This is a genomic window from Streptococcus tangpeifui (genome assembly GCF_044503215.1).
Lineage (GTDB): Bacteria > Bacillota > Bacilli > Lactobacillales > Streptococcaceae > Streptococcus > Streptococcus tangpeifui.
Map to the genome: position 1 here is coordinate 1,621,160 of NZ_CP172427.1, position 23,103 is coordinate 1,644,262.

At 42.9% G+C, this 23,103-nt stretch carries 22 protein-coding genes and 1 pseudogene; 1 reads left to right on the forward strand and 22 read right to left on the reverse strand.

Annotated elements, in window-relative coordinates; all coding sequences use genetic code 11:
• Positions 1-144: 144 nt before the first annotated feature.
• The 22 genes and pseudogenes from ACFSN5_RS07405 to ppc all read right to left on the reverse strand — a co-directional run bounded on the left by ACFSN5_RS07405 (position 145) and on the right by ppc (position 22,348).
• Positions 145-443, reverse strand: a pseudogene (locus tag ACFSN5_RS07405) (chorismate mutase).
• Between the two features lie 759 nt (positions 444-1,202).
• A complete protein-coding gene (gene pnuC / locus ACFSN5_RS07410; RefSeq protein ID WP_165210002.1) occupies positions 1,203-2,024 on the reverse strand; it encodes a nicotinamide riboside transporter PnuC in 822 nt (273 codons plus the stop codon).
• Between the two features lie 294 nt (positions 2,025-2,318).
• Positions 2,319-2,915 carry a response regulator transcription factor gene (locus ACFSN5_RS07415; RefSeq protein WP_165209999.1) on the reverse strand — a complete coding sequence of 199 codons (597 nt, stop codon included), beginning with the start codon at positions 2,913-2,915 and terminating at the stop codon, positions 2,319-2,321.
• A complete protein-coding gene (locus ACFSN5_RS07420) occupies positions 2,912-4,009 on the reverse strand; it encodes a sensor histidine kinase (protein ID WP_165209996.1) in 1,098 nt (365 codons plus the stop codon). The genes ACFSN5_RS07415 and ACFSN5_RS07420 overlap by 4 nt, the downstream gene beginning before the upstream one ends.
• On the reverse strand, positions 4,009-4,755 hold the full coding sequence (locus tag ACFSN5_RS07425) for an ABC transporter permease (protein WP_165209993.1): 747 nt from the start codon (positions 4,753-4,755) through the stop codon (positions 4,009-4,011). The genes ACFSN5_RS07420 and ACFSN5_RS07425 overlap by 1 nt, the downstream gene beginning before the upstream one ends.
• Positions 4,742-5,638, reverse strand: coding sequence for an ABC transporter ATP-binding protein (locus ACFSN5_RS07430; protein ID WP_165209990.1), 897 nt, complete (start codon positions 5,636-5,638; stop codon positions 4,742-4,744). The genes ACFSN5_RS07425 and ACFSN5_RS07430 overlap by 14 nt, the downstream gene beginning before the upstream one ends.
• Positions 5,639-6,174: 536 nt before the next feature.
• Positions 6,175-6,540, reverse strand: a complete 366-nt coding sequence (locus tag ACFSN5_RS07435; RefSeq protein WP_165209987.1) for an EXLDI protein — start codon at positions 6,538-6,540, stop codon at positions 6,175-6,177.
• Positions 6,541-7,048: 508 nt separating this feature from the next.
• Positions 7,049-7,294 carry a membrane protein insertion efficiency factor YidD gene (gene yidD / locus ACFSN5_RS07440; protein ID WP_165209984.1) on the reverse strand — a complete coding sequence of 82 codons (246 nt, stop codon included), beginning with the start codon at positions 7,292-7,294 and terminating at the stop codon, positions 7,049-7,051.
• Positions 7,291-8,016 carry a pseudouridine synthase gene (locus ACFSN5_RS07445; RefSeq protein WP_165209981.1) on the reverse strand — a complete coding sequence of 242 codons (726 nt, stop codon included), beginning with the start codon at positions 8,014-8,016 and terminating at the stop codon, positions 7,291-7,293. Before ACFSN5_RS07445 ends, yidD begins: the two co-directional genes overlap by 4 nt.
• A gap of 15 nt (positions 8,017-8,031) precedes the next feature.
• On the reverse strand, positions 8,032-8,586 hold the full coding sequence (gene scpB / locus ACFSN5_RS07450; RefSeq protein ID WP_165209978.1) for an SMC-Scp complex subunit ScpB: 555 nt from the start codon (positions 8,584-8,586) through the stop codon (positions 8,032-8,034).
• Positions 8,586-9,302: a segregation/condensation protein A gene (locus ACFSN5_RS07455; protein ID WP_165209975.1), complete on the reverse strand. Its 717-nt coding sequence runs from the start codon at positions 9,300-9,302 to the stop codon at positions 8,586-8,588. The genes scpB and ACFSN5_RS07455 overlap by 1 nt, the downstream gene beginning before the upstream one ends.
• Entirely contained in the window at positions 9,292-10,041 is a 750-nt protein-coding gene (xerD, locus tag ACFSN5_RS07460) for a site-specific tyrosine recombinase XerD (RefSeq protein ID WP_165209972.1), read from the reverse strand. Before xerD ends, ACFSN5_RS07455 begins: the two co-directional genes overlap by 11 nt.
• Positions 10,016-10,489 carry a cyclic-di-AMP-binding protein CbpB gene (gene cbpB, locus ACFSN5_RS07465; protein WP_165210540.1) on the reverse strand — a complete coding sequence of 158 codons (474 nt, stop codon included), beginning with the start codon at positions 10,487-10,489 and terminating at the stop codon, positions 10,016-10,018. Before cbpB ends, xerD begins: the two co-directional genes overlap by 26 nt.
• Positions 10,486-11,007 carry a metallophosphoesterase gene (locus ACFSN5_RS07470; protein ID WP_165329496.1) on the reverse strand — a complete coding sequence of 174 codons (522 nt, stop codon included), beginning with the start codon at positions 11,005-11,007 and terminating at the stop codon, positions 10,486-10,488. Before ACFSN5_RS07470 ends, cbpB begins: the two co-directional genes overlap by 4 nt.
• Positions 10,986-11,957 carry a nucleoside-triphosphate diphosphatase gene (locus ACFSN5_RS07475; protein WP_165329497.1) on the reverse strand — a complete coding sequence of 324 codons (972 nt, stop codon included), beginning with the start codon at positions 11,955-11,957 and terminating at the stop codon, positions 10,986-10,988. Before ACFSN5_RS07475 ends, ACFSN5_RS07470 begins: the two co-directional genes overlap by 22 nt.
• Positions 11,954-12,748 carry a glutamate racemase gene (gene racE / locus ACFSN5_RS07480; RefSeq protein WP_165209963.1) on the reverse strand — a complete coding sequence of 265 codons (795 nt, stop codon included), beginning with the start codon at positions 12,746-12,748 and terminating at the stop codon, positions 11,954-11,956. Before racE ends, ACFSN5_RS07475 begins: the two co-directional genes overlap by 4 nt.
• Before the next feature lie 52 nt (positions 12,749-12,800).
• Positions 12,801-13,040: a YneF family protein gene (locus ACFSN5_RS07485; RefSeq protein ID WP_165209961.1), complete on the reverse strand. Its 240-nt coding sequence runs from the start codon at positions 13,038-13,040 to the stop codon at positions 12,801-12,803.
• A gap of 854 nt (positions 13,041-13,894) precedes the next feature.
• A complete protein-coding gene (locus tag ACFSN5_RS07490; protein WP_165329498.1) occupies positions 13,895-15,139 on the reverse strand; it encodes a diaminopimelate decarboxylase in 1,245 nt (414 codons plus the stop codon).
• 117 nt (positions 15,140-15,256) lie between these two features.
• Positions 15,257-16,453, reverse strand: coding sequence for an elongation factor Tu (gene tuf / locus ACFSN5_RS07495; RefSeq protein ID WP_165209955.1), 1,197 nt, complete (start codon positions 16,451-16,453; stop codon positions 15,257-15,259).
• Between the two features lie 229 nt (positions 16,454-16,682).
• Entirely contained in the window at positions 16,683-17,771 is a 1,089-nt protein-coding gene (locus tag ACFSN5_RS07500) for an NAD(P)-dependent alcohol dehydrogenase (protein WP_165209952.1), read from the reverse strand.
• 306 nt (positions 17,772-18,077) lie between these two features.
• The gene (gene ftsW, locus ACFSN5_RS07505) at positions 18,078-19,334 is read right to left on the reverse strand and encodes a cell division peptidoglycan polymerase FtsW (RefSeq protein WP_165329499.1); all 1,257 of its coding nucleotides are present in this window, start codon (positions 19,332-19,334) and stop codon (positions 18,078-18,080) included.
• A 209-nt stretch (positions 19,335-19,543) separates the two neighbouring features.
• Positions 19,544-22,348 carry a phosphoenolpyruvate carboxylase gene (gene ppc, locus ACFSN5_RS07510; protein WP_165329500.1) on the reverse strand — a complete coding sequence of 935 codons (2,805 nt, stop codon included), beginning with the start codon at positions 22,346-22,348 and terminating at the stop codon, positions 19,544-19,546.
• Positions 22,349-22,585: 237 nt separating this feature from the next.
• Here ppc and ACFSN5_RS07515 point away from each other — a divergent pair, with 237 nt between their 5' ends.
• Positions 22,586-23,059: a glutathione peroxidase gene (locus ACFSN5_RS07515; protein WP_165209943.1), complete on the forward strand. Its 474-nt coding sequence runs from the start codon at positions 22,586-22,588 to the stop codon at positions 23,057-23,059.
• The last annotated feature ends 44 nt before the right edge of the window (positions 23,060-23,103 follow it).

A 23,103-nucleotide genomic window follows, 5' to 3' on the forward strand; every position in this document is an offset into this window, starting at 1 on the left:
GTCTCCCAGACCTTTTGAGCTGTGCAGAGTGGGAGTGAAACGGTCTGGGGAGAGACCGTTTCAGGTCACCACTTTGAAACTAGGGAGTGGTGAGCCCCCAAATTTTCAATTTTGGGGTTGATCCTACCCCTTTTTGCAAATAGTTTAACTGGTATGAGGATGTTTTTCCTCATTAATTTCAGTCTCTAATAGGATAAAAGCTTCTATCATTGACCGCCATACAGCTTCCGCAACAGCTGGTGATAGGTTTGCCTCTGCGGCCTACTGCGGCGTTCACGGATTATCTGGGCTACACGATGAGGGGCAGCCACAGCGGCAGTATCTTGGCTGGTTTTTAAACGTCCCGCTGTCTCTACTAATTTTTGCCGCTCGGCCAACAATTTAATCATTTCCTGATCTAAACTATCTATTTTCTGACGAACGTCAGCTAGTGTCTGGGGCATAGCATTCCTCCTTTACAGCCATTATCTGATGTTCAAAGTTTTAGAAGTCCTTTCTTATACTCTTTGAAAATCAAAACTATACATCGTTGACTTCAGCTTGCCGTACACTAGTACTGCCTGCACTTCGCTGCCTTGTCTATTTTTGATTTTCTTTGGGTATTTACTTACGGAATCGGCTTTCTGAAAAATGGTTGGCTTCAAATTCTTGAGATAAACGTCAAAAACCCTCGCACAGAAAAATCTGTGCGAGGGCGTTTAGTACAAAGTCAAAACACGGTACCACCTCGATTGATAGGATTTGTCAATATTTCCCATCATCTCATACTTGTCCAACAACAAGCTGCACGATAAGGGGTGCCTAACCGGGAGACTATTGTTTATCTCCGCTTTTATAGCCATCAGCCCATTTCCCAAAAGAGCTGCTATTGCCTCACAGTAACCGGCAACTTCCTGAAAACCTCTCTTAAAGTACTTCTTCTGATTGGTTTATATTATAAATCAGTCCCCCGAAAATGGCAAGCGTTTTCTGTAAAAAATTTTTGGATTTTTTCTTTAATTTTTTCAGTTGTACTAGCCTTTTGTCCTAGAGCTATCCCTACTTACCAAGGCAAATCAAGCCCGAACTTTCCGTCCATTTTTTGATAAACTGTATCACCATAGTTTTCATCGTACTATCTAATCTGCTGATAGGCGGATTCTCATTCATCATCAATGAAAGAATTTGATAATCTGGGCATTCTTCAAAGTTGACCATTAGAGCTAGACAGCATCTTGACGACTAATAGTGGCTGCCCCACCTTTCTTTGCTGCCTTAGACCACTGGTACCAACCGACTAAGCTATTAATGAGGTAGATAAAGTATTTTCCTTGTATCTGCAAACTTTCTCCCCACCAAAGATAGATGGAGAAAATATTGGTAGCTGCCCAGAAGAGCCACTGTTCGCGATAGACCGCAGTCATCAGGAGCTGGCCTACCCCATTAGTCGCATCGGTGACACTATCTCTGAAAGGCCGTCTAGCTCCGATGGACTGATAGATGAGACCGAAGCTCAGCCACCAAAGGGCGGTTACCAGAAGATATTTGAGCCAGTTGGCCAAGTTTAATTTACGAGCCACGAACGTCTGCTCCTGCTTTTTAAACTGAGATTGGTAAATCCAGACAAAAAGACCAATTGGCTGCATAATCGTAAAGTACAGGGTTGTCAGTACCTCACCATAAAATCCTTCTTGCAAGGCTAAAATCAAATAAATAACCGAATTAATTAGACCAAATAGATAGTTGCTGGCCCGACCTTCTGATACAAAAATGACACAGATAATACCGGTCAGACTGCAAGTCATTCCTACCCAGTCTCTCACTTGATGATGGTAGTAAAGTTCCAGCCAGAGCGGAAAACTGCCGAGGATCAGCAAGTAAAGCCATTGAACGAGGCTGCGGTTGGCAAACAAATCATCCCAAAAGATCTTGAGGCTCTCTGCTAGAGAATGCTCTTTTAATCCTCGGATGATCAGTTGCAGCCCCTGCGACATTTCTTGCCAGGTTGTGCGGATACCTTTAATTTTTCTTTCAATAAAATGCATGGTTACTCCTTTTGTTTTTAGAGAGCCGTGTCCATTGACTTGCGGATGCAACGCTCTATTGACTAAGTGAAGGCTGGGGCAGACAGTTATGATGGCGAAATCCTCCTAGCTGTCTGTTCACTCGTCCAACTTTCAATAATCGTAAGATGCCTATTATTGGAAGCTATTATAGTCTCCAAATAAGTGAATGTCAATCGTTCCTTACGCATAAAAAAGCTTCAGACCCTTGCAGGAACTGAAGTTTTGCTGGTTTAGACAAATAACACTGCTTTTTAAAACGGCTTTAATTTTTTCCTACACCCAGCCCTTGTCCTTGGCAATGCGGACGGCATCGGTACGATTGCTGGCCGATAATTTATTAAAAATACTGGTCATATAATTTCTGATGGTCCCATTCGATAAAAACAGTTTTTCAGAAATATCTTGATTGGACAGACCTTGAGCTGCCAATTCTAGGACTTCCTGTTCGCGCCGACTGAGAGGATTTGACGTAAAAGTCACCTCTTCAACTAGCTCTGGTGAGTATTCTTTGTGACCTGCTAAAACCGTATCAATAGTCTTCATGAGTTCCGAAGCTGAGCGATCCTTTAAAACATAAGCGTCTACATGAGCTGCTAAAGCGCGTTTGAAATAGCCTGCACGCTTGAAAGTGGTCACGATGATCACTTTGATATCCGCATTAGCGCGAATCCATTCCAAGACTTCAAGTCCTGTTTTCTTTGGCATTTCAACATCTAAAATAGCGACATCAACAGCCTGTTTTTGCAGCTGAGCTATCGCTTCGTCCCCATCTGTAGCTTGATAAATTTCCTCCACACCATCCTCCATGAGTAGAAGCTGACAAAGCGCATCCCGCAGCATGGCCTGATCTTCTGCAACTAATAATTTCATAGCCTATCTCCTTCTTCTAAGGTCACACGAATAAGCGTTGGATTTTGGCTGGATAGAATCACAACGTCCCCCTTAACCAGCTGTAGGCGCTCTTTGATAGAATGCAACTCCTCACCAGTCAGCTGGGCAAAACCGCAGCCATTATCACTGACCTCTACCACCAGTTTGTTGTCAGACCTAAATAACTTGATACGGCACTGATTAGCCCCAGCATGCTTGATAATATTAGTGGTTAATTCTCGTAAAATCATGGTCATGCTGGACTGGATAACTGGTGATAAAGTATCTAAGTTCAACTGATTATCTACTGTCAGGCCAATGTCTGACAGGGCAAACACCTCAGTGATATTATCTAATTCCTCTGCCACTGTACGGTATTTGAGATTATTAATTAGCTCGCGGACATTCTTCATCGATTCTTGGCTAATCTGGTTAAGCTCCAGCAGCTCCTTACTAACAGCAGCTAGATTTTTCTTATCCAGCTGCTTGAGAGCCAGTTCTGTTTTCAAGGTCATCATGGCAAAGGTATGTCCCAGCGTATCGTGTAAATCGCGGCCGATTCGGTTGCGTTCATTTTCGGCGGACAGGAGATTAATTTCCTTATTTTTCTGATAAATTTCTTCTTGAATTTTATTTTCCATATAGGTCTGTCGCTGAAAAAAATGCATGGCAATGATAAAGATGGTAATCAGTACCGTCATTACTTTTGCTATTAAGGGCTGAGCAAAGAATAACCCCCACAGCATAACCGCCGAAAGAGCAAACACGTAGGATACCATGCGGTAACTTCGGATATCACCCTCAAATCGCCAAACTAAAAGATTTTCTAAATAGAATAAAAACCACATCATATTAGGCTCAATCGCAAAAGTCATCCCAAGAATATAGCCGAGCAGATAGAACCACAGGAGGGCAATCAACTTTTTATACTGATCGCGAAGATGAATAATCAAAATATAACAAATTCCAAAAAGTATTGAAGGGATTAAGGTCCAGCTAGGATAGCCGAACCACAGCACCCCTCCCCAAGGAAAGATCATGAAGACTAGCCCTACATAAAAGAGCGAATCCGTCTTTTGAAATCGGCGAAACATCAATTTACCTCAAATTTTTTTCCAGCTGCCAGAGCAATTATTAAAACTATAATAGCATATCCTAGCAGAATAACCAGAGACTGGATGGAAAAATCATCTTTGAAATAAGAAATTAAGAGATTATTGAGATGATAGGTCGGGGTCACCTTGGCTAGTTTCTGCATAAAATCTGGGAAAGTCTGTACTGGCATCCAGAGGCCGCCCAAGACAGCCAAGCCAAGATAGAAAATATTGGAAACCAAAGAGAGAGTCTGCGAAGATTTGATATGGGCAAAAAGGGCACCAAAAGGCATAAAACAGACCGCTCCAGCAAATAAAACCACCGCACTAGTCAGCCAATCGATCGCAGGCATATCAACTCCTTTGATAAAGTACCCTACCGCAAAAACAGCCATAATAGCTAAAACAAAGTGAACGAGAACAGCTAAGATTTTACTAAAATAGTATTGCCATATAGGGATTGGGCTGTGCTGAATACTTCTGAGACGGTTGCCATTTCTATCTTCCTGAAAAGCGAAGGGCAGGGAATAAAAGGCAAAACTAAGACTGGAAAAGGCTGTCATCTGTATCATATATTGACGTACCCAATAGGCTACCTGTTCTTTAGGCATATTATCGTCACTGGCCCAAATGCTGGTAAAGAGCAAAAAGAAAGCAATCGGCATGCCAATTCCCATTATTAGGTTGGACAGGGAACGTTTATTAATGAGATATTCCTGATGCAGGATTGCTTTAAGCGTGTTCATAATCATTCTCCTTTGCCATGTCAAAAATAGTATCTAAAAGGGTACGATTGGTCATTTGAATATCCTCGATAGGACACTTAGCTTCTGTCAGTAAATCCCAAATATGCTGCGGTTGTCTGCTGCTAAAAGAAATAGTGTCTGTTTTAACAGTCAAGCCCTTAATATCTTGCCCTTCAACAGCATAGAGGTAATCAGCAGGCAAGGTGAAGACCTTCTCTTTTTCTTCTGAGCGCAGCAGATAAGGCGTGGTATCACGCAGCAATTTTCCTTGGTGTAAGACCAAAATTCTGTCCGCCGTGTGTTCAACCTCTTCAATATAATGGCTGGAATAAATGATGGTCTTGCCTGTCATTTTCAAATCTGCAACAATCTCCCAAAAACGCTTGCGTGTGTTCGTGTCCATGCCAGCCGTCGGCTCATCTAAGAAGATGATGTCGGGCTGACCGACCAAGACTTGCACAAAAGCCAGAAGTCGTCTTTGACCGCCAGATAATTTTTCAGCAAACTGATTTTTCTGCTGGTCAGAAAATTGCAGCAAGGCATCAATTGCTTTATCAGACAGAGGATTTGAGTAGACAGCTTTTTGAAAATTGAGAAGTTCAGAAACCTTCATCTTTTCTTCTGTCAGGTTCTCCTGAAAAAGAATGCCCACCTTTCTTTTAAGCTGTGAAGACTGGGTATTCTGCCCCAGTACAGTAACGCTACCTTCTGTTGGAGCATAGTCCCCCAGCAGGCAGTTAAAGAGTGTTGTTTTGCCTGAACCATTAGGTCCAATCAGGGCTAAGCAGTCGCCTTCCTTAACGTCAAAGGAAATACCCTCCAGAACCTTTTTCGATTTAAATTGTTTGGATAAGTTTGAAACGCTTATAACAGTAGTTGCCATCACTATACTCCTTTTACTAAGATACGGCAGAGGCTTGTTATCTAAGTGCTCCACACTTGATACCAAACGAGGCTGGACAAAAACTTGTCCAACATTCCTGTTTTGGAATAAGCTCTTGACGCAGTGGTTGGCTGGCTTTCCTTTTGCCACAAGGCCAAAGCGGAAAACCTAGCCAACTGTGCGGAGGTGGGAAGACGAACCAAAATTTTCAATTTTTGGGTTCTTTCCCACTCCCTACCTCTCCCACTAACTTCGTTTGGTTCGTAAAATCGACTAACTAAACTTCGTGTCGCAAAGGACATCCGCGAACACCGTCAAAATAGGAATTTTGACACAGAGTCAAGAGAAAACTCTAGAAGAAATCGTCTTTTTGACACCACCATCCGCAGCCTATGTTCATTTTTGAAATAATGCCAAACCCCTAAAAGGCAAAGCAAAAATAGGAAATTAGCAGAAAATCCTGACTTTCTAGACGGTTTATCTTTTTACACAGGCTTTAGGGTAAGTTTATTTAGATGGTATGTTTGCTGATAATTCTAAATATCTAGATATTCGGTGACTTCACCATGCTGAACTTTTTCCGCCAGTTTGTGAATGATATCTTTTCCCAAATATTTTGTTAAAGTTTCCAAATCATCTGCCACTTCAAAAAGGGTATTTTCATGAATATCACTTGGATCAAAGTTTGCGTTTTCCCTATCTTTATTCCAGTAATACCAGTTAGGATCTGTTCGCTCATAATAAACATAGTGTTGCTTTTTTGTCAGGTAAACTCTTTTTGAGATTTGTTTTTGTTCATCCTCAGTTTTGACAATGTGGGAGTAAATTTTAATCCCTTGAAAGACTTTATAGCTGCGGATACCATCTTCTAAAAGTTTAAGTTTGATCTCCTCATAGGTCATTTTAGTCCCTCCTTTGTAACTATTAAGGTAGGAGAAGGTTGTCCTTTCTTCCTAGTCTGTTAATTCTTCGATAAGAAATTGAGTAATACCAATTAGAACAATCGCTGAAATTAACAAGCCCATAAATCTTCCAAATATGAAAAGGCCACTCAATCTTCAACTATTCAAAAACAATTGTAAAGACACTCAAGACTGCGCAAACCACTCCAATAGGGTATAAATGCTATCAGATACTTTGATTTTCATAATATTTTCTTTCTGGTTTAAGTTTATCGAAAAAGAGCAAAACTTTTCAGCACCTAATGTCATGACATGATATGACTTTTGTCATATTTGAAAATAAAATGTTGACTTGAAGAACCACTTAAATGCATTAACTAGCGTTAGGAAATCTACATTACAACCGATTCGTTATCCATGTCCATTTGTACTCTTTACTACGCTTTGGTTTATTCACTGATTCATTTTTCATATTTTTATTAAAAAAATTCCGATAAAAAACAAGTCTCTACTTCTGAGACTTGTGATTTCTTCTTAAACTAAAATGATCAGGTACGGGGTCATCACCGTCTTCGACGAAGGGATGGCAGCGTAAAATTCGGGCGATTCCCATGAGTAGGCCTAGCAGGCCATGCTTTTCAATAGCTTCAACCATATAGTTGGAGCAAGTGGGATGATAGCGGCAAGAAGCCGGTGTTAGAGGGGAAATCAATTTTTGATAGAGGCGAACTGGAGCGATCAAGAGTTTTTTCATTTGGTCTTTGTAACAGCCGCATTGTGGAGCTGGCTGATTTCTTTTTTATTAAGGCGGCGGGATTCTCCTGGGCGCAAACCGCGTAAGTTAAGGGTGCCAAATTGGGTGCGGGACAGTTTATCTACTAAGAGGCCGACAGCTTCAAACATCTTCTTCACTTGATGGTTGCGGCCTTCATGGATAGTTAGCTCAACGACCGAGCGATTCTTATCAGGCTCAACCTTGATGATATTGTAGCGGGCAGGTCCTGTTTTCTTACCATCGATCACCACGCCCCGTGTCAGGGGCCGCAGATTTTCCTTAGTCGCAATGCCCTTGACCCGTGCCAGATAAACCTTATCAATCTCATTGCGGGGATGAATCATCTCGTCGGTAAAATCGCCGTCATTGGTCAAGATTAAGAGACCAGTGGTATCCCAGTCCAGTCGGCCGACAGGGTAAATGCGCTCTTTGACATCTGGCAGAAGGTCAATGACGGTCTTACGTCCCTTATCATCCGAGACGCTAGAAATCACGCCCCGAGGCTTGTTTAGGAGGTAGTAGACCTTTTCTTCATTATAAATGGGCTGGCCAGAGACTTCGACTAAATCACCATTTTTGACATTGGTAGCCAACTCTGTCACTGTTTGACCATTGATACTAACCAGACCTTTTTTAATCAGCTCTTCTGCTTTTCTGCGACTGGCTATACCAGCGTGGGCAATGTATTTGTTAATTCTCATGATTTTCTTTCTGTTTTAAATATCATCCTCACTAAAGAGGGTCATTTCCTGATCCACTAATTCGATCGCAGAGGCATCAACCAGCTCATCCAAGCTGTTGATTCCCATATAATCCAAGAAATAATCAGTGGTCGCATAGAGGTTGGGCCGGCCGATAACATCCTTCTTGCCGACTTCCTGAATCAAACCAAAAGCCTGCAGCTTAGAAATAGCTCCACTGGAATTAACACCGCGGATGCTGTCCACTTCAACCCGAGTAATGGGCTGCTTGTAGGCTACGATGGAAAGAACTTCCAGACTGGCTCGGGACAGACTCTGATTAATGGGAGCCTTGGAATACTGCCGCAGGAGCTCAGCGTGTTCCTCCTTGGTCACAATCTTGTAGGTATTGGAAGACTCTAGCAGATAAAGTGCAGAATCCTGATCCATCCTATATTTCTCAGCCAGTTTTTCCAGCTGCTGGCTGACTGCCGTGACTGAGATATCCAGTAAACCGGCCAGATTGCGCAGGCTGAGACCATCTTCTCCCGCCACAAAGAGTAGAGCTTCAATTTGTGCTAAATAAGACATTAAGTCTGCTCTCCTTCCATGCTAATCAAGGTGACTTGTCCAAAATTCTCAGCTTGTCGGGCTTGAATCCGACCGACTTTAATTAATTCTAGAGTGGCTAAAAAAATAGTGATAACCTCATTCATAGACTGGGCTTCTGAAAAGATTTCTCCCAGTTCGACAGACTTGTGGCCAACTAGACGGGTTGAAACCAACTCCATCATATCTTCAATTCTATAGTCATCCCGTTCAATAGTGGTATGACTATTTTTTATCTCTTCCTGCTTAGCTGCCATGACCTTAGAAAAAGCCAGATAGAGATCCAGTGTCGTCTTATCATGGGACAGCTCAGCATCCTCATAAATCAATTCCTGCTTGGGCTTGGAGAAAAAACGAGCCCTAATGTCATGCTGGGCAGCTAATTCCTGACTGAGCTCCTTATATCTTTGGTACTCCTCCAACTGACTGAGCAGTTCTTGCTCCGGATCTTCTTCCAGTGGCGTTTCTTCCACCACTTTTGGCAGAAGCTTGCGGCTCTTAATCAACATGAGCTGACTGGCCATAACCATATATTCACCGGCCACTTCCAACCGCATGGCCTGCAGGGTGGAAATATAGGCCAGATACTGTTCGATGACCTCCACAATGGGCACATCGTAAATATCCATTTCATATTTTGAGACCAGATGCAAGAGTAAATCTAGCGGTCCTTCAAAATCTTTTAATTTAATATCCATGCTTGTAATAGTGCTCCAAGGTTAGGGGACTTTTAAGACCCAAATTTTTCGCTAAGTCCAATATTGAGGTTCCTTCTTTGACTTCTCTTAGGATATATTGCTCCCGCAATTTTTGAGCGGTCAAATCTGGAAAACCGACTTGAGCTAAAAAGTCATTGAGCTGATTAAAAAACCACTGCCGCGAATAAGGCTGTCCCTTCTTGTCAAAAAGATAAAGACCATCGCTGAGCTGACTGAGCCAAGGCAGCAGCTCCTCTGATAGGGGAAGAATCCTCACCTGTTCGGCCCTTTTCAAGCGAATCACACGAAATTCCAAATCCACATCAGTCAGCTTAATTCCTGCAATCTCACTTGGGGTTAAACCAAGTTCCAAAATCAAGAGGGCAATCCACTTCCCATGACTGGGCTGGGCTTGCCTAAAGCAAGCAAGGTCCAAAAGGTCCTGCGGTTTTGCTTCTGGTCTCACTTTCTCATGATTTTTTAAATGATGATAATGCGCCACTTGCCCTTCTTCATAGAGATAAAGGAGAAACTGGTTGACAGCAGAAAACTTGCGCTTACGGGCCGATGGCTTGAGGTTAGCAAGAGACTGCTGGTAGAGCTTGAGCTTATTTGAAGAAACCTGAGCATCAATCAGCTGGACAAACTGCTGCAAGTCATACTGGTAGGATTTGCGGGAATTCTCGGATAGGTCCTTGCTGGCAATAAAATCATTAAGACTCTGGATCAATGGGCTCAATCTGATACTCCTCTGTAAAATTGTGCAGTAGGCTATTGATTGATTTGAGAACCTTCTTACGGGTGATAATACCAAGGAAGATCCCTTGCTTATCAATCACAGGCAGAAAGGGAAAATCAACAATCTTGTGCAAGATTTCGGTCAAATCCGCATCATCTGTCAGGATATCAATCTTGTGATTGAGCATTTCAAGAATCTCAACATCTGCTATCTCCTGATCAGACAAGCCATTCCGAGCTTGATAGGACAGAATATCCGACATGGAAATAGTACCCATATAGCGTTTGTCCGTAGACATGACAGGGATTCTGGAATACCCATTTCTGGTCAATAAAAGCATGACATGTCCCGCCTTATGATTAGACATGACTAGGGCCAGATCCTCAGCTGGTGTCAGGTAGTCCTCTTGAAAGGGGGTAAGGAAGTCTTCAAATTCTTTCGCTATCATCGTTCAAATTCCTGTGTTAAGCTGGGATAGAGCTGGTGGTCACGAGTGTAATAACTCACTCTGATTAGCGTCTCTGAAATCTCAATTTTAGCATAGAGCTTCTCTGTGATTTCACCCCTCGGTTGTAAAACAGATCCGGGATTGACAAAGACAGTTTTGCCATTGCGCCAAGCGCTTGCCCGATGCAGATGGCCATAGAGGCAAATGTCAGCATCTTCTGATTGAGCCCAAAGATCTAAACGCTCCCAAGTAAAATTGATGCCGTAGAGATGGCCATGGGTCTGAGCGATAACCGCATCACCGACCTGAGTGACCAAGGACTCTGGATAGCCATTATCATAGTCACAGTTCCCACGCACTACCTTGATTCCCTCCCAGATTGAATCATTAGAAGGAAGTTCAGAATCTCCATTGTGAAAGATAGCATCGACCTTTCCCTGATAATAAGCTTTAATACTTTGGACAATCTCACGATCTCCATGAGAATCGCTCATCACTACGATTGTTTTTGTTGCCATGCTGGAAATACCTCCATCAACTTCTTAACAGCTAAGCCACGATGGGACTGAGCATTCTTTTCCTCTGCTGCCAACTGGGCTGCCGTTCGGCCTGTTTCTCCTACCAGAAAGAGAGGATCATATCCAAAACCATTCTCTCCCTTGGCTTCAAACGCAATATAGCCCGGCCAATCAGCTTCTACCACTAAACTTTCGCGCTCAGGTGCCGCTACAACTAGAGTGGTATGGAATTGAGCCGATCGATCTTTCTCTTCAAAGACCATGGCCAACTCATGTAAGAGCTTAGCGTTGTTCTTTTCATCATTGGCATCAGGCCCTGAAAAGCGAGCCGACCAAACACCAGGAAGCCCGCCTAGGGCGTCCACCTTGAGACCTGAGTCATCCGCCAAAACCATTTGCCCAGTCAATTGAGCAATGGTTTCAGCCTTGAGGCGGGCATTTTCTTCAAAGGTTGTCCCTGTTTCTTCTACCTCCGGCAAGTCGGGGTGGTCATTGAGATTTTCAACATCCAAACCCAGATTCTTAAACATCTGACGAAATTCCTTGGTCTTACCATCATTGCGGGTGGCAATCAGAATTTTATCACCTAAGCTCTGCTTAGTCTCTTGACTAAAAAAGCTATCCAGAGACAAGCCTTGCTCAGGCAGGTGAACTAAACGCAAGAGCTGGCCTTCGGTAATGATGATGGCTCCCCTGTACGGCTTAATTTCTAGATTCCGATCTAATTCCTCATTAATCATATCAATGATAAAAGCCATCAGGCGAAAATCTGAAGAATAGCGGAGAACTGACACATCAAAGCCTTGCTTACCAGAGATGAGGCCGGCTAATTCCTGCTCAATTTGAAAAAAATCCTTTTCTCCGCCCAGATTATAGATATTGGTCAAGTCGCGCCATTTGCCGACAAACCAGTCGGTCTGGTCCTTGTATTCATAAATCTTATCTGTCATAGCTTAACATGCTCCACATTTAAATCCTGTCCCAGCCAATTTTCTGCAATTTCCTTGAACGTTGCTACTCCCGCCGTTGTATAGAAACGGTGCTGGCTGGCACTGACGTCCCGGCTGCGATTAAGCTGGAAATAATTGAGTAAAACAGAAACATCGCGGATAGTCTCTGCTCCACTGTCAATCAGTTTGACCGAGGGCCCCATAACATTTTGAATAATACCCCGTAAAAGAGGATAGTGGGTACAGCCCAAAATTAGGGTATCAACCTTGCCAACCAAGGGAGCCAGACTTTCATAAACTACTTTTTTAGCAATACTAGAAGTCATCTGGTTAGATTCAACCAAGGGGGCAAAGCGAGGACAGGCCAGACTAGTCACCTGCATCTGAGGAGCCAGATCTACAATCTTTTTCCTATAGATATCAGACTTGACCGTCATAGGGGTACCAATGACACCAATCTTACCCGAACTTGTTGATTTAATGGCTGCACTGGAACCCGGCAGAACCACACCTAACACAGGAATATCCAATTGTTCTTTAATTTCTTCCCAAGCAACAGCAGTCGCTGTATTGCAGGCAATGACAATCATCTTAACATCTTTGGTCAAGAGAAAATTAACCAATTGCCAAGTAAATTCTCGAATCTGTTCGGCTGGCCTTGGGCCATAGGGAGCCCTAGCCGAATCGCCGATATAAATAATCTCTTCGTGGGGCAACTGGCGCATCAGCTCACGGACAACCGTCAAACCGCCAACACCAGAATCCAAAAAGCCAATCGGTCTGTTATCCATAGTTCTCTTTCTAAAACAAGGCTGAGTTTTCACCCAGCCTTCTCTCTTGCGCCTACTTTTTCTTGCTTGCTTGTGCTTTCGACTGTTTAATAATATTGCGGTAGGTTTGTTGGACCTTCGCTTCATTAGGTTTTTGTCCCATAGAAGACATCATTTCTCGAATAGCATCAGGTGTCAGACGAGGGTATTCCGCAATTTCCTTCATAAACTGACGACGAGCTAAATAGGCTCCCAAAAGAACACCACCCATAAGGGCAACAGCAATCAATAAAATAGCTAACCAAAGTGCCATGTTTGTATAACTCCTAGTAATTTTTTACATAACTGATTATAGCAGAAAAGCCCTATAAAAACAACGAACAACGCTAGCTCACTTACTAAGCCTACTATGAAAATTATTAGAACAATGCTCTAGGTTTTTACTAACTCTGCGTTTAGCTAGTAGTATTGACTAGACAGATGCCAGATTGCAACAAGCGAATACTCTTCCTTAGTTTAAAAATGATACTGAAAGAACTTCTACGAGGAGCTTTTGCACCCTTCACTGATTTCGTCTAATCAATATTATTGACTTGTTAAACTTCGGGTCACAATTCTGGAATGTTACCTAAAAGCTTTGGACGCTTGATACAAAAGGGACTGGATAAAAATTCGTCCAGTATTCCTCTTTTGGAATAAACTCTTGGCGCAGTGGTTAGGAGTAAGACTTGTTGACTAGGCCAAGAAGTCCTCCCCTGCACAGTTCATTAGAGGCTTTAGCATCAATGAGCATTTCTTTTTACCGCAAGACCAAAGTTGATAATCTGATCAACTATACTGGAATGGGAGAGCGAATCAAAATTTTCAATTTTTGGTTTCTTTCCTGCTCCCTCTCCACCCTACTAACTCAAACCAGATAGTAACATCGATAGCCTAGGTTTCATGTTCCCCAACAGACAAGGCAGGTCTTCTCCTTTCCAATTTGGACTGGCTAGAGAAAGTACTGGGACTGTTTTCTTCTCGTCCTTACGATGACTAATTGTTGCCTTGTTCAGTCCGAGTCTCAGCGGGCAAAGCAGATACCCCACTATGACTTAACTAATTTTTTAACGCATCAAAAAAGCACCCAAGACTGCTGCCTCGACTGCCTTAAAATCTTTATTGATTTTACTCGTCCAACCCAAATCCATAGAGGGTGGCAAAATAATCTTCTGGCCTTTCTGCTCGACGAATCATTTTGGCTGTGCCATCCTCCTGTAAGAGAATTTCAGCTGAGCGAAGTCGGCCATTGTATTGATAGCCCATGGAGAAGCCGTGGGCTCCTGTATCATGAATGACTAAAGTATCACCAACCCTAGCCTCGGGTAATTCGCAGTTTTTGGCAAATTTATCATTGTTTTCACAGAGGGAGCCAGTCACATCTACTACTTGCACTTTACCGTTAGGATTGCTGATGTTGGTAATATGGTGGTAGGCATCATACATAGCAGGACGCAGAAGATTAACAGCTGATGCATCAACACCGACATAATGGCGATAGGTATCCTTGAGGTGGAGAACCTTAGTGATTAAGTGACCATGGGAAGCCAGCATAAAGCGACCAAGCTCAGTGAAAATTTTGATTTCTCCCAGTCCATTTGGCACTAGAATTTGATCAAATTTCTCGTGGACTCCCTGACCAATGACCGCAATATCATTTTGCTTATCGGCTGGACTATAGTCAACGCCGATACCGCCAGACAGATTGATAAAACTGAGCTCTACACCAGTTTTTTCCCTAATTTCCAAGGCCAGTTCAAAGAGCTGACCAGCTAAGGTTGGATAATAATCATTGGTGACCGTATTCGAAGCCAAGAAAGCATGGAGTCCAAAGTTCTTAACTCCTTTAGCCCTAAGATCTTTGTAGCCCTGCAACAATTGAGCCTTGGTCATACCAAACTTGGAGTCCTCTGGATGATCCATAATATCAGTCCCTAAGGAGAAAACACCGCCTGGATTATAACGAAGAGAAACTGTTTCAGGAAGACCTGCCACTTCGTCTAAAAAAGCAATATGCTCATAGGCATCTAAATTAATCATCGCTTCTACTTCTCTGGCATAGACAAACTCTTCAGCACGGGTATCATTGGAAGTAAAGCTGATATCTTTGAAGCCCAACTTCTTAGCCATCATGACTTCAACATCAGTTGCACAGTCGACTCCACATCCTTCTTCTTGGAGAATTTTCAAAATAGACGGATTAGGCGTCGCCTTAACGGCAAAATATTCCTTGAAACCAGGATTCCAGGCAAAGGCCTTATTAACAGCTCTGGCTGTTTCTCTGATACCTTTTTCATCGTAGAGGTGAAAAGGTGTCGGGAATTTTTTTGTAATCTGGTCTAATTGTTCTTTGCTGACAAAAGGTGTCTTCATATATGGATTCTCCTCAAAACTATTTAGTCCATTATAGCATAGAAAAAGCCAGGACCCAAGAGGCCATGGCTTTCTCATTGTCTGACTTTTAATCGTTTTAACGGGAACTTAAATTTCTTAAGCTTCGATTTCTGAAACGATACCTGAACCAACAGTACGTCCACCTTCACGGATAGAGAAGGTAGTACCTTGTTCAACAGCGATTGGGTGGATCAATTCAACGTCAATTGTCACGTTATCACCAGGCATAACCATTTCAGTACCTGCTGGCAATTCGATTGAACCAGTTACGTCAGTTGTACGGAAGTAGAACTGCGGACGGTAGTTGTTGAAGAATGGTGTGTGACGTCCACCTTCATCTTTAGAAAGGATGTAAACTTCACCCTTGAACTTAGTATGTGGATGGATTGAACCAGGCGCAGCCAATACTTGACCACGTTCGATTTCATCACGTTGGATACCACGAAGAAGCACACCAACGTTATCCCCTGCAAGACCTTCATCCAATTGTTTACGGAACATTTCAACTCCGGTAACAACTGCTTTTTGGATTTCGTCCTTGATACCAACGATTTCAACTTCGTCGTTGACTTTAACAGTACCACGGTCGATACGTCCTGAAGCAACAGTACCACGTCCAGTGATTGAGAATACGTCTTCGACTGGAAGAAGCAATGGCTTATCAGTATCACGTTTTGGTTCTGGAATGTAGTCATCAACGATGTCCATCAATTCCATGATCTTGTCTTCGGCAGCTGTATCACCTTCAAGAGCTTTAAGAGCTGAACCTTGAACAACAGGGATATCATCACCTGGGAAATCGTATTCTGAAAGAAGATCACGGATTTCCATTTCAACCAATTCAAGCAATTCTTCATCATCAACCAAGTCAACCTTGTTCATGAAGACAATAAGGCTCTTAACACCAACTTGGCGTGAAAGCAAGATGTGTTCACGAGTTTGTGGCATTGGTCCATCTGTAGAAGCTACTACAAGGATAGCTCCGTCCATTTGGGCAGCACCGGTGATCATGTTTTTAACATAGTCCGCGTGTCCTGGAGCGTCGATGTGAGCATAGTGACGTTTTTCAGTTTCATACTCAACGTGTGCAGTGTTGATTGTGATACCGCGTTCACGTTCTTCTGGAGCAGCGTCAATAGATGAATAATCTTTTGGTTGGTTCACTGCTGAAGGCAAGCGACGTGCCAATACAGTAGTGATTGCTGCTGTCAAAGTAGTTTTACCATGGTCAACGTGTCCAATAGTACCAATGTTAACGTGTGGTTTACTACGATCGTATTTTTCTTTTGCCATTTAGGAAAAGCCTCCAATAAAATATATTTTATAGATAGACGGTAGGCAATACAGTCTAACTTTACCCTACTATTCTAACAAATTGTTTTAGAATTGCAAGCTTTTTACATAATTGTCAAAGGCTTTTTATCAAAAAATAAGATGGCAGGCTCAAAAATCCCTTGCACTTCTTTCGACCCAAATAAGCAGAAAAATTAGGTTAGCGGCTCAAGGGGTTAGCGTTATCTCTCTAGGACATTTTGACAATAGGCTTAATGACCGAACCATCAGCAGAATCCAGAAAGGCTTGGTTAATCTCATTAAAATCATAAAATTTAACCAATTTATCAAATGGGAAGCGCCCTTCTTTATAGAAGTCCACTAAACTAGGAATGAAAATTTGCGGTACAGCGTCGCCTTCTACAACACCAATCAAGGACTTGCTTTCTGCCATAATTTCATTGTGAATATCGATTTCCATTTCAGGCGTAAAGCCAACAACCGCGAGACTACCCATAGGCATCAAGGCTCGTAAGGCTGATCTGACAACAATAGGGACTCCTGTCGTATCAACACCATACTCTGCACCATCTCCTGTAATGGCTTTAACACTTTCAACAATATCTTCGGTTTTACTGTTAATAGTGTGAGTTGCACCTAGATCTTTGGCCAACGCCAAGCGATTATCATGAATATCTACAGCGATAATGTTCTTGCAGCCAATGAGTTTGGCAGCCATTATGGCACTCAAGCCAACCGCGCCAGTTCCATAAACCACAATTGAAGAACCAAATTCAGGTCTTAAACGGTTCAAAACGGTACCACTTCCGGTTTGAATGCCACAGCCTAGCGGGCCCAAGAGAGCGACGTCAACCTCCTTATCTACCTTAACAACATTATTCTCTTTGGCAATAGAATAGCTTCCAAATGACGATTGCCCAAAGAAATTAGAGACTTCCTGACCCTTCTGAGTCAGAGGGGTTGTACCATCCAAGAAACGTCCCCCAAAATTTATTGGTCCACAGTGAATGCAGTTGGCTGGATGACCGCTTAAACAGTTGACGCAGTGACCGCAATAGGCAAAAGACAGCACAACATGGTCTCCCGGTTCAACACTAGTAACAAAGTCCCCAACCTTCTCAACAATTCCAGATCCTTCATGTCCCAGTAAAACCGGATAAGGGGTGACACCGAAATCACGTCCAATAGCGTCTGTATGGCAGATACCGGTCGCAACGATTTTAATCAATACCTCATCAGCTCGAGGTTCACGAAGTTCAAGCTCTTCTGTTTTTAGATCTTGCCCTTGTTCTTTAGCAAGTGCGGCTGTAATTTTCATTTCTATGGCCTCCTAGCTTAATTAAGTGCGTTTTATGAATGCGTTTTCGTGAGCAGTATAGCATCTTTAATCTACAGTTGCAACTAAAAATATCTATGTCTATAGTTCTACTCGTTCTGCTCCTTCCTTCTTGAAGGTTGCACTTAAAATCAGGAAATCAAGGGACGTTCTAAGTCTTATCAGTTAGCAGCTGAACTGGTAGTTATGACTGTTTCTCTCTATTAGAAAACTGACCTGAAGCCATAATAAAAGGAAGTTGGAACATAGATATGATATACCATCATATGCAATGTCCCACTTCCTACTTCAACTAATGACCTTGAATTCTTGGGTTTCAGCTCGCCGAATTTCTTCAGTTGCTTCCTTGTAGATTTCTTCACGTTTTTCATTGGCATCAATATTGAGAACAATACCGATAGCAACCGATAAGAGCAAGAGGCTGTTTCCGCCTTGAGAAAGGAAGGGAAAGGTAACCCCTGTTGAAGGAATCAGGCCTGAGATGCCGCCGATATTAACAAAGACCTGCATCAGGAGCATACCACCGATACCTAAGGCCATCATAGAATTAAAAGAATTCTTAGCCTTGATGCCAACCAGCATAATCCGCAGAATGAGAAAGAAAACCAATGCTAAGATAAGCCCGGCACCAATCAGTCCCAGCTCCTCGATTACTACAGAAAAAACGAAGTCTGTCGTTGCTTCAGGCAGATAGCCATTCTTCTCAATAGAATTGCCCAATCCTCGGCCAAACCAACCGCCATTAGACATGGCATAATAGGAATGGGCCAGCTGTAAACCAGAATCAGCCAGATCTTTAAAAGGATTAAAGAAAGCGGCAAAACGCTTAGCGACATAACCAAAGACTGGCACCTTAGACATGGTCTTAACACCAACGACACCGATAATACTAAGAAAGATACCGGATACCGCTACGATTAGTCCCATCAAGGCGGTGTACCAGCGATAACCAACCCCACTGAGCGCAAACATAATAACACCGGATAAAACAATGATAGAGGCGTTCCCCAAGTCAGGCTGGATGACAACTAAACCAACCATAATGGCAGAATAGACCCGCCAATCCTTGAGGTCATCTAGGCTGCGAGGATACCAGCGCCGTCTCGTAAGGGCCTGATAATCGTAGGTCTCGATATCTGTCTGTCGTCTGGAAAAGGTAAAAGCCAAGAGCCAAACCATGATGAGTTTGAGATACTCGGCAGGCTGGAAGGTGATAGGGCCTAAAGAAATCCAGCCGTTAGCTCCGTTGATCTCTTCCGAGAAGAACTTAGCGACAACTAAGAGGACCACTTCAACTAAGAGAGCGGCTGTTAGGACATGCTTATTTTTTAAAAAGTTTAGTTTTAATCTATATATAAAAGTGATGGCAAAAAGACTGACCAGCCAAAAAGCTCCTTGGTTAAGAACCGAACTAAAAGGATTCAGACCGAACTTAATCAGAGAGACACTGGTCGTGGAATAAACCACAATCAAGCCAAGCACAGATAGCACCAAATAAGGAATTAATATGGAATAATTCAACAAGTGCTTTTTATCTATTTTCATGAATGCTCCAATACTTAACAAATCATACGTTTAAAAGTATACCATGTTTGAGAGTAAAATTAAAGACGGAGACTTGCGGTTCGGTCTTCCGACTGCATTGCAAAGTGCCCGCTGGACCTCTTCAGCAGGTACAAAAAGAGCCTGAACTCAGTCAAGCTCTCTTGATTTTATTCACAAAGTAGTTAGGTGAGCCAACCTGTTTACCTTCATCAGCCTGAGTTACGCAGACCTGTGGCAATACCATTGATGGTGATATGAATCAATTTAACAGTATCTTCATCTAAGCCTTCGTGGCGCAGACGTTTAATCAATTCGATTTGGATGTAATTGAGGACATTGAAGTAAGGCAGACGGTAATCCAAGCTGGATTTGAGGGCTGGATTTTCCGCTAGGAAGTCCTCTTCTCCTTCAATGGCCAGAATAACGTTTTTCGTCAACTGCCATTCGTCTAAGATAACATTGAAGACATCTCGTACTTCCTCTTGTTCTGCTAATTTAGCGTACTGAAAGGCGATATTCATGTTGGATTTGGACAGCACCATATCAACGTTGGACAGGAGAGAATTAAAGAAGGGCCATGTTTTATACATGTGCTGCAACTTAGCAAGGTTACCTTCGTCCGCATCTATGAAGTGCTTGAAGGCGGAACCGACTCCGTACCAACCTGGGAACATTATCCGGTTTTGTGACCACGAGAAGACCCATGGAATTGCTCGAAGACCAGAAATTTCCGTGATGGTCTTGCGGGCAGCTGGACGAGAGCCCAGATTAAGGCTGGAGACCTCTTTAATCGGACTGGCTTCAAAGAAATAATCATAGAAGTGCGGGTTCCCAAAAACTAAATCGCGATAGATGACATTAGAGTCAGCTACGATAGCGTCCATATCAGCTCGGAAGCCTTCAATCTCATTAGGATCAGCCAACATCCGAGTGACCATCCGATTGACAGCGGCCGATACCAGCATTTCCAGATTGTAGTAGGCAGCGTCCTTGTTGCCATACTTAAAGCCAATCACTTCACCTTGCTCGGTCAAACGAATTCGGTCCTTGATTGAGCCAAAAGGCTGTGAGGTAATAGCCTCGTAAGATGGGCCACCTCCACGGCCAACCGTTCCTCCACGGCCATGGAAGAAGGTAATCTTGATACCGTGATCGTCACCTAATTTAGTCAGAGCATTCTGTGCCTTATAGAGGGTCCAGCCAGAAGCTAGATAGCCGCCATCTTTATTGGAGTCAGAGTAGCCCAGCATGATTTCTTGATAATTGTTCTTGGAAGCCACCCATTTCTTGACAATATCGTAGCTCAGATAGTCTTCCATGATGCCTGTAGAATTGTCCAGATCTTCGATGGTTTCGAAGAGAGGAACAATTTGTACTCGGGCAGATTCCTTATCAATCAGGCCGACTTCCTTGAGCATGATAGCCAACTCAAACATGTCGGAGACCGATTCGGTATGCGAGATAATATGCTGTTTGATAACATCTTCACCCAACAGGTCTTTCATCTCACGCGCTGTTTGGTAGATAGCCAATTCCTTTTGCAGGAGCTCAGACTTAGGCGCATGGGTCGAAGACAAGGTTCGAGGGTCTTCCAATAATTCTTTGAGCAGAACCTGACACTTTTCTTCCTCGGAGAGGCTGCTGTAGTCGGCAACAATATTAGCTGACTTGAGCAGCTCTGCCACACAAGCCTCCTGAACACTGGAATCCTGCCGCATATCAATACTAGCTAGGTAGAAACCAAAAACTTCTACAGCCTGCAAAAGTTCCTCAAAATCACCAGACAAAAGAGCTTGATCACCATTGCCAATAAGGGATTCCTTAATAGCCAGCAAGTCCTCTTTAAGTTCTTGAGCCGTCTGATAATAATCCGGTTGCTCATCTTCCAGATCAGATACAGCCTGAGAAGCTTTATTTGGGACATAGCTAGCTATGATGCTACTGCTTGGACCGGCAAATTTAGCCTGCTTACGCTCCTGATTGTGATCAGCACGATCCTGTAAATTCAAGAGGGTTTGAATCACCTTGGATTGGATATAATTGAAGGCTTTTCGGTAAGGTTCATGCTCTCGATAGATGGAGGTATCATTGGACAGAGCAGCCAAACGTTCAACTGCTTCAGAGGTTTTGATTAGGTGAGTGGACAGGGAGAACGAACGGTACAGATCGTTGAGTTTTTCAATATAGTAGTTGAGAATAACCTCGCTCTGAACCGTAGCTGAAATCCGGAGTGTTTCAGCAGTCACATAAGGATTCCCATCGCGGTCGCCCCCGATCCACATCCCCATGGTAATAGGCTTAGGATTATCCAGTTTAATGCCTCGCTCAGCCGCCAAGCGTTGATACTCAGTCGAAAGATTAGTGATAGCCTTAATCAGGGAGCTGTTGTAATACTCCATAACATTGGTGATTTCATTGGTGACCTTGAGCTTTTGCTCTCGAATAATGTCGGTCTGCATCATGATTTCAATGTAGCGGCGCAGATCAGCATACCATTTGTCTTTATTGATCAAGCCTCTTTTGACATCGCGGTGCTTGCGCAGGAGGTCATGAATCTTCGTGTTGAGTTCCAACATAGTTTTGCGCTGTACCTGTGTCGGATGGGCCGTCAAGACTGGAACTACATTGACGTGCTGCAGAATGTCTTGAGCATTGTCCTTCTCAGCTACCAAATCAATGGTGGTCGAAATTTTACCCAGATAATCTTGGTCCGTATTATTTTGGTGATTAACCTCATAAGCCAAGTCAACATCTTCTGAAATATTAATCAGCAAAGGCAAAATTGAGAAATACCGGGCAATCACGACCATATCATCATTAGAAATAGTGTGAATGGCCTGTTCTAATTTGCCGTATTTTTCCTTGCTAGATAAATCAATCAAGATTTGAATCTTAGCGAAGACCTCATCACCGATCATCTGGCGCGTCGTATCATCGAGAATCCCCTTTAAAATCTGAACCTCTTCAGTGACAATGGTCTGATCACTGCTGGCCTCTAATTTTTTAATGGTCATCTTCTTCCTCCATTATCTAAATGTCCCAAGCACTGTAGCTTTATCGGGATAGAAGCATCAGTTTATTTAGCTTCTCACAATTCTTCCCTATCATATCACTTTTAACCTTAAAACTAAAGATTTTTTCAAAAGAAAAGCCCTGACGTTCGGGTTTCTTCGCATAAACTCATTTATTTATAGAGACAAATTTCTTTTTTTCTGTTACACTAAAGAAAAACTTAATGAGGAGGGAAAACCATGACCATTTATGATTTTACCGTTTCCGGACAAGACGGACAATCCATTTCTTTGAGCGATTATAAAGATAAGGTTCTCTTAATTGTTAATACGGCAACAGGCTGTGGCTTTACACCCCAATATGATGGACTTCAGGCTCTCTATGATCGTTACCAAGGTCAAGGGTTTGAAATTCTAGATTTTCCTTGCAACCAATTTGCTGGTCAGGCACCTGGCAGTGCAGAAGAAATCAATCAATTTTGCAGTCTCAACTACCAAACGACATTCCCGCGCTTTGCTAAGATCAAGGTCAACGGCAAGGAAGCTGATCCTCTCTATCGCTGGCTTAAAGAGCAAAAACGTGGTTTAGTCGGAGAGCCTATCGAATGGAACTTCACTAAGTTCTTAATCGACCGCGAAGGTCAGGTTATCAATCGCTATGCTCCGAAGACAGAGCCTGAAACTATTGCCAGCGACATTGAACAATTATTATAGTAAGACTATTCCTTAAATAGAGGCTGAGATAAAACTATCTCAGT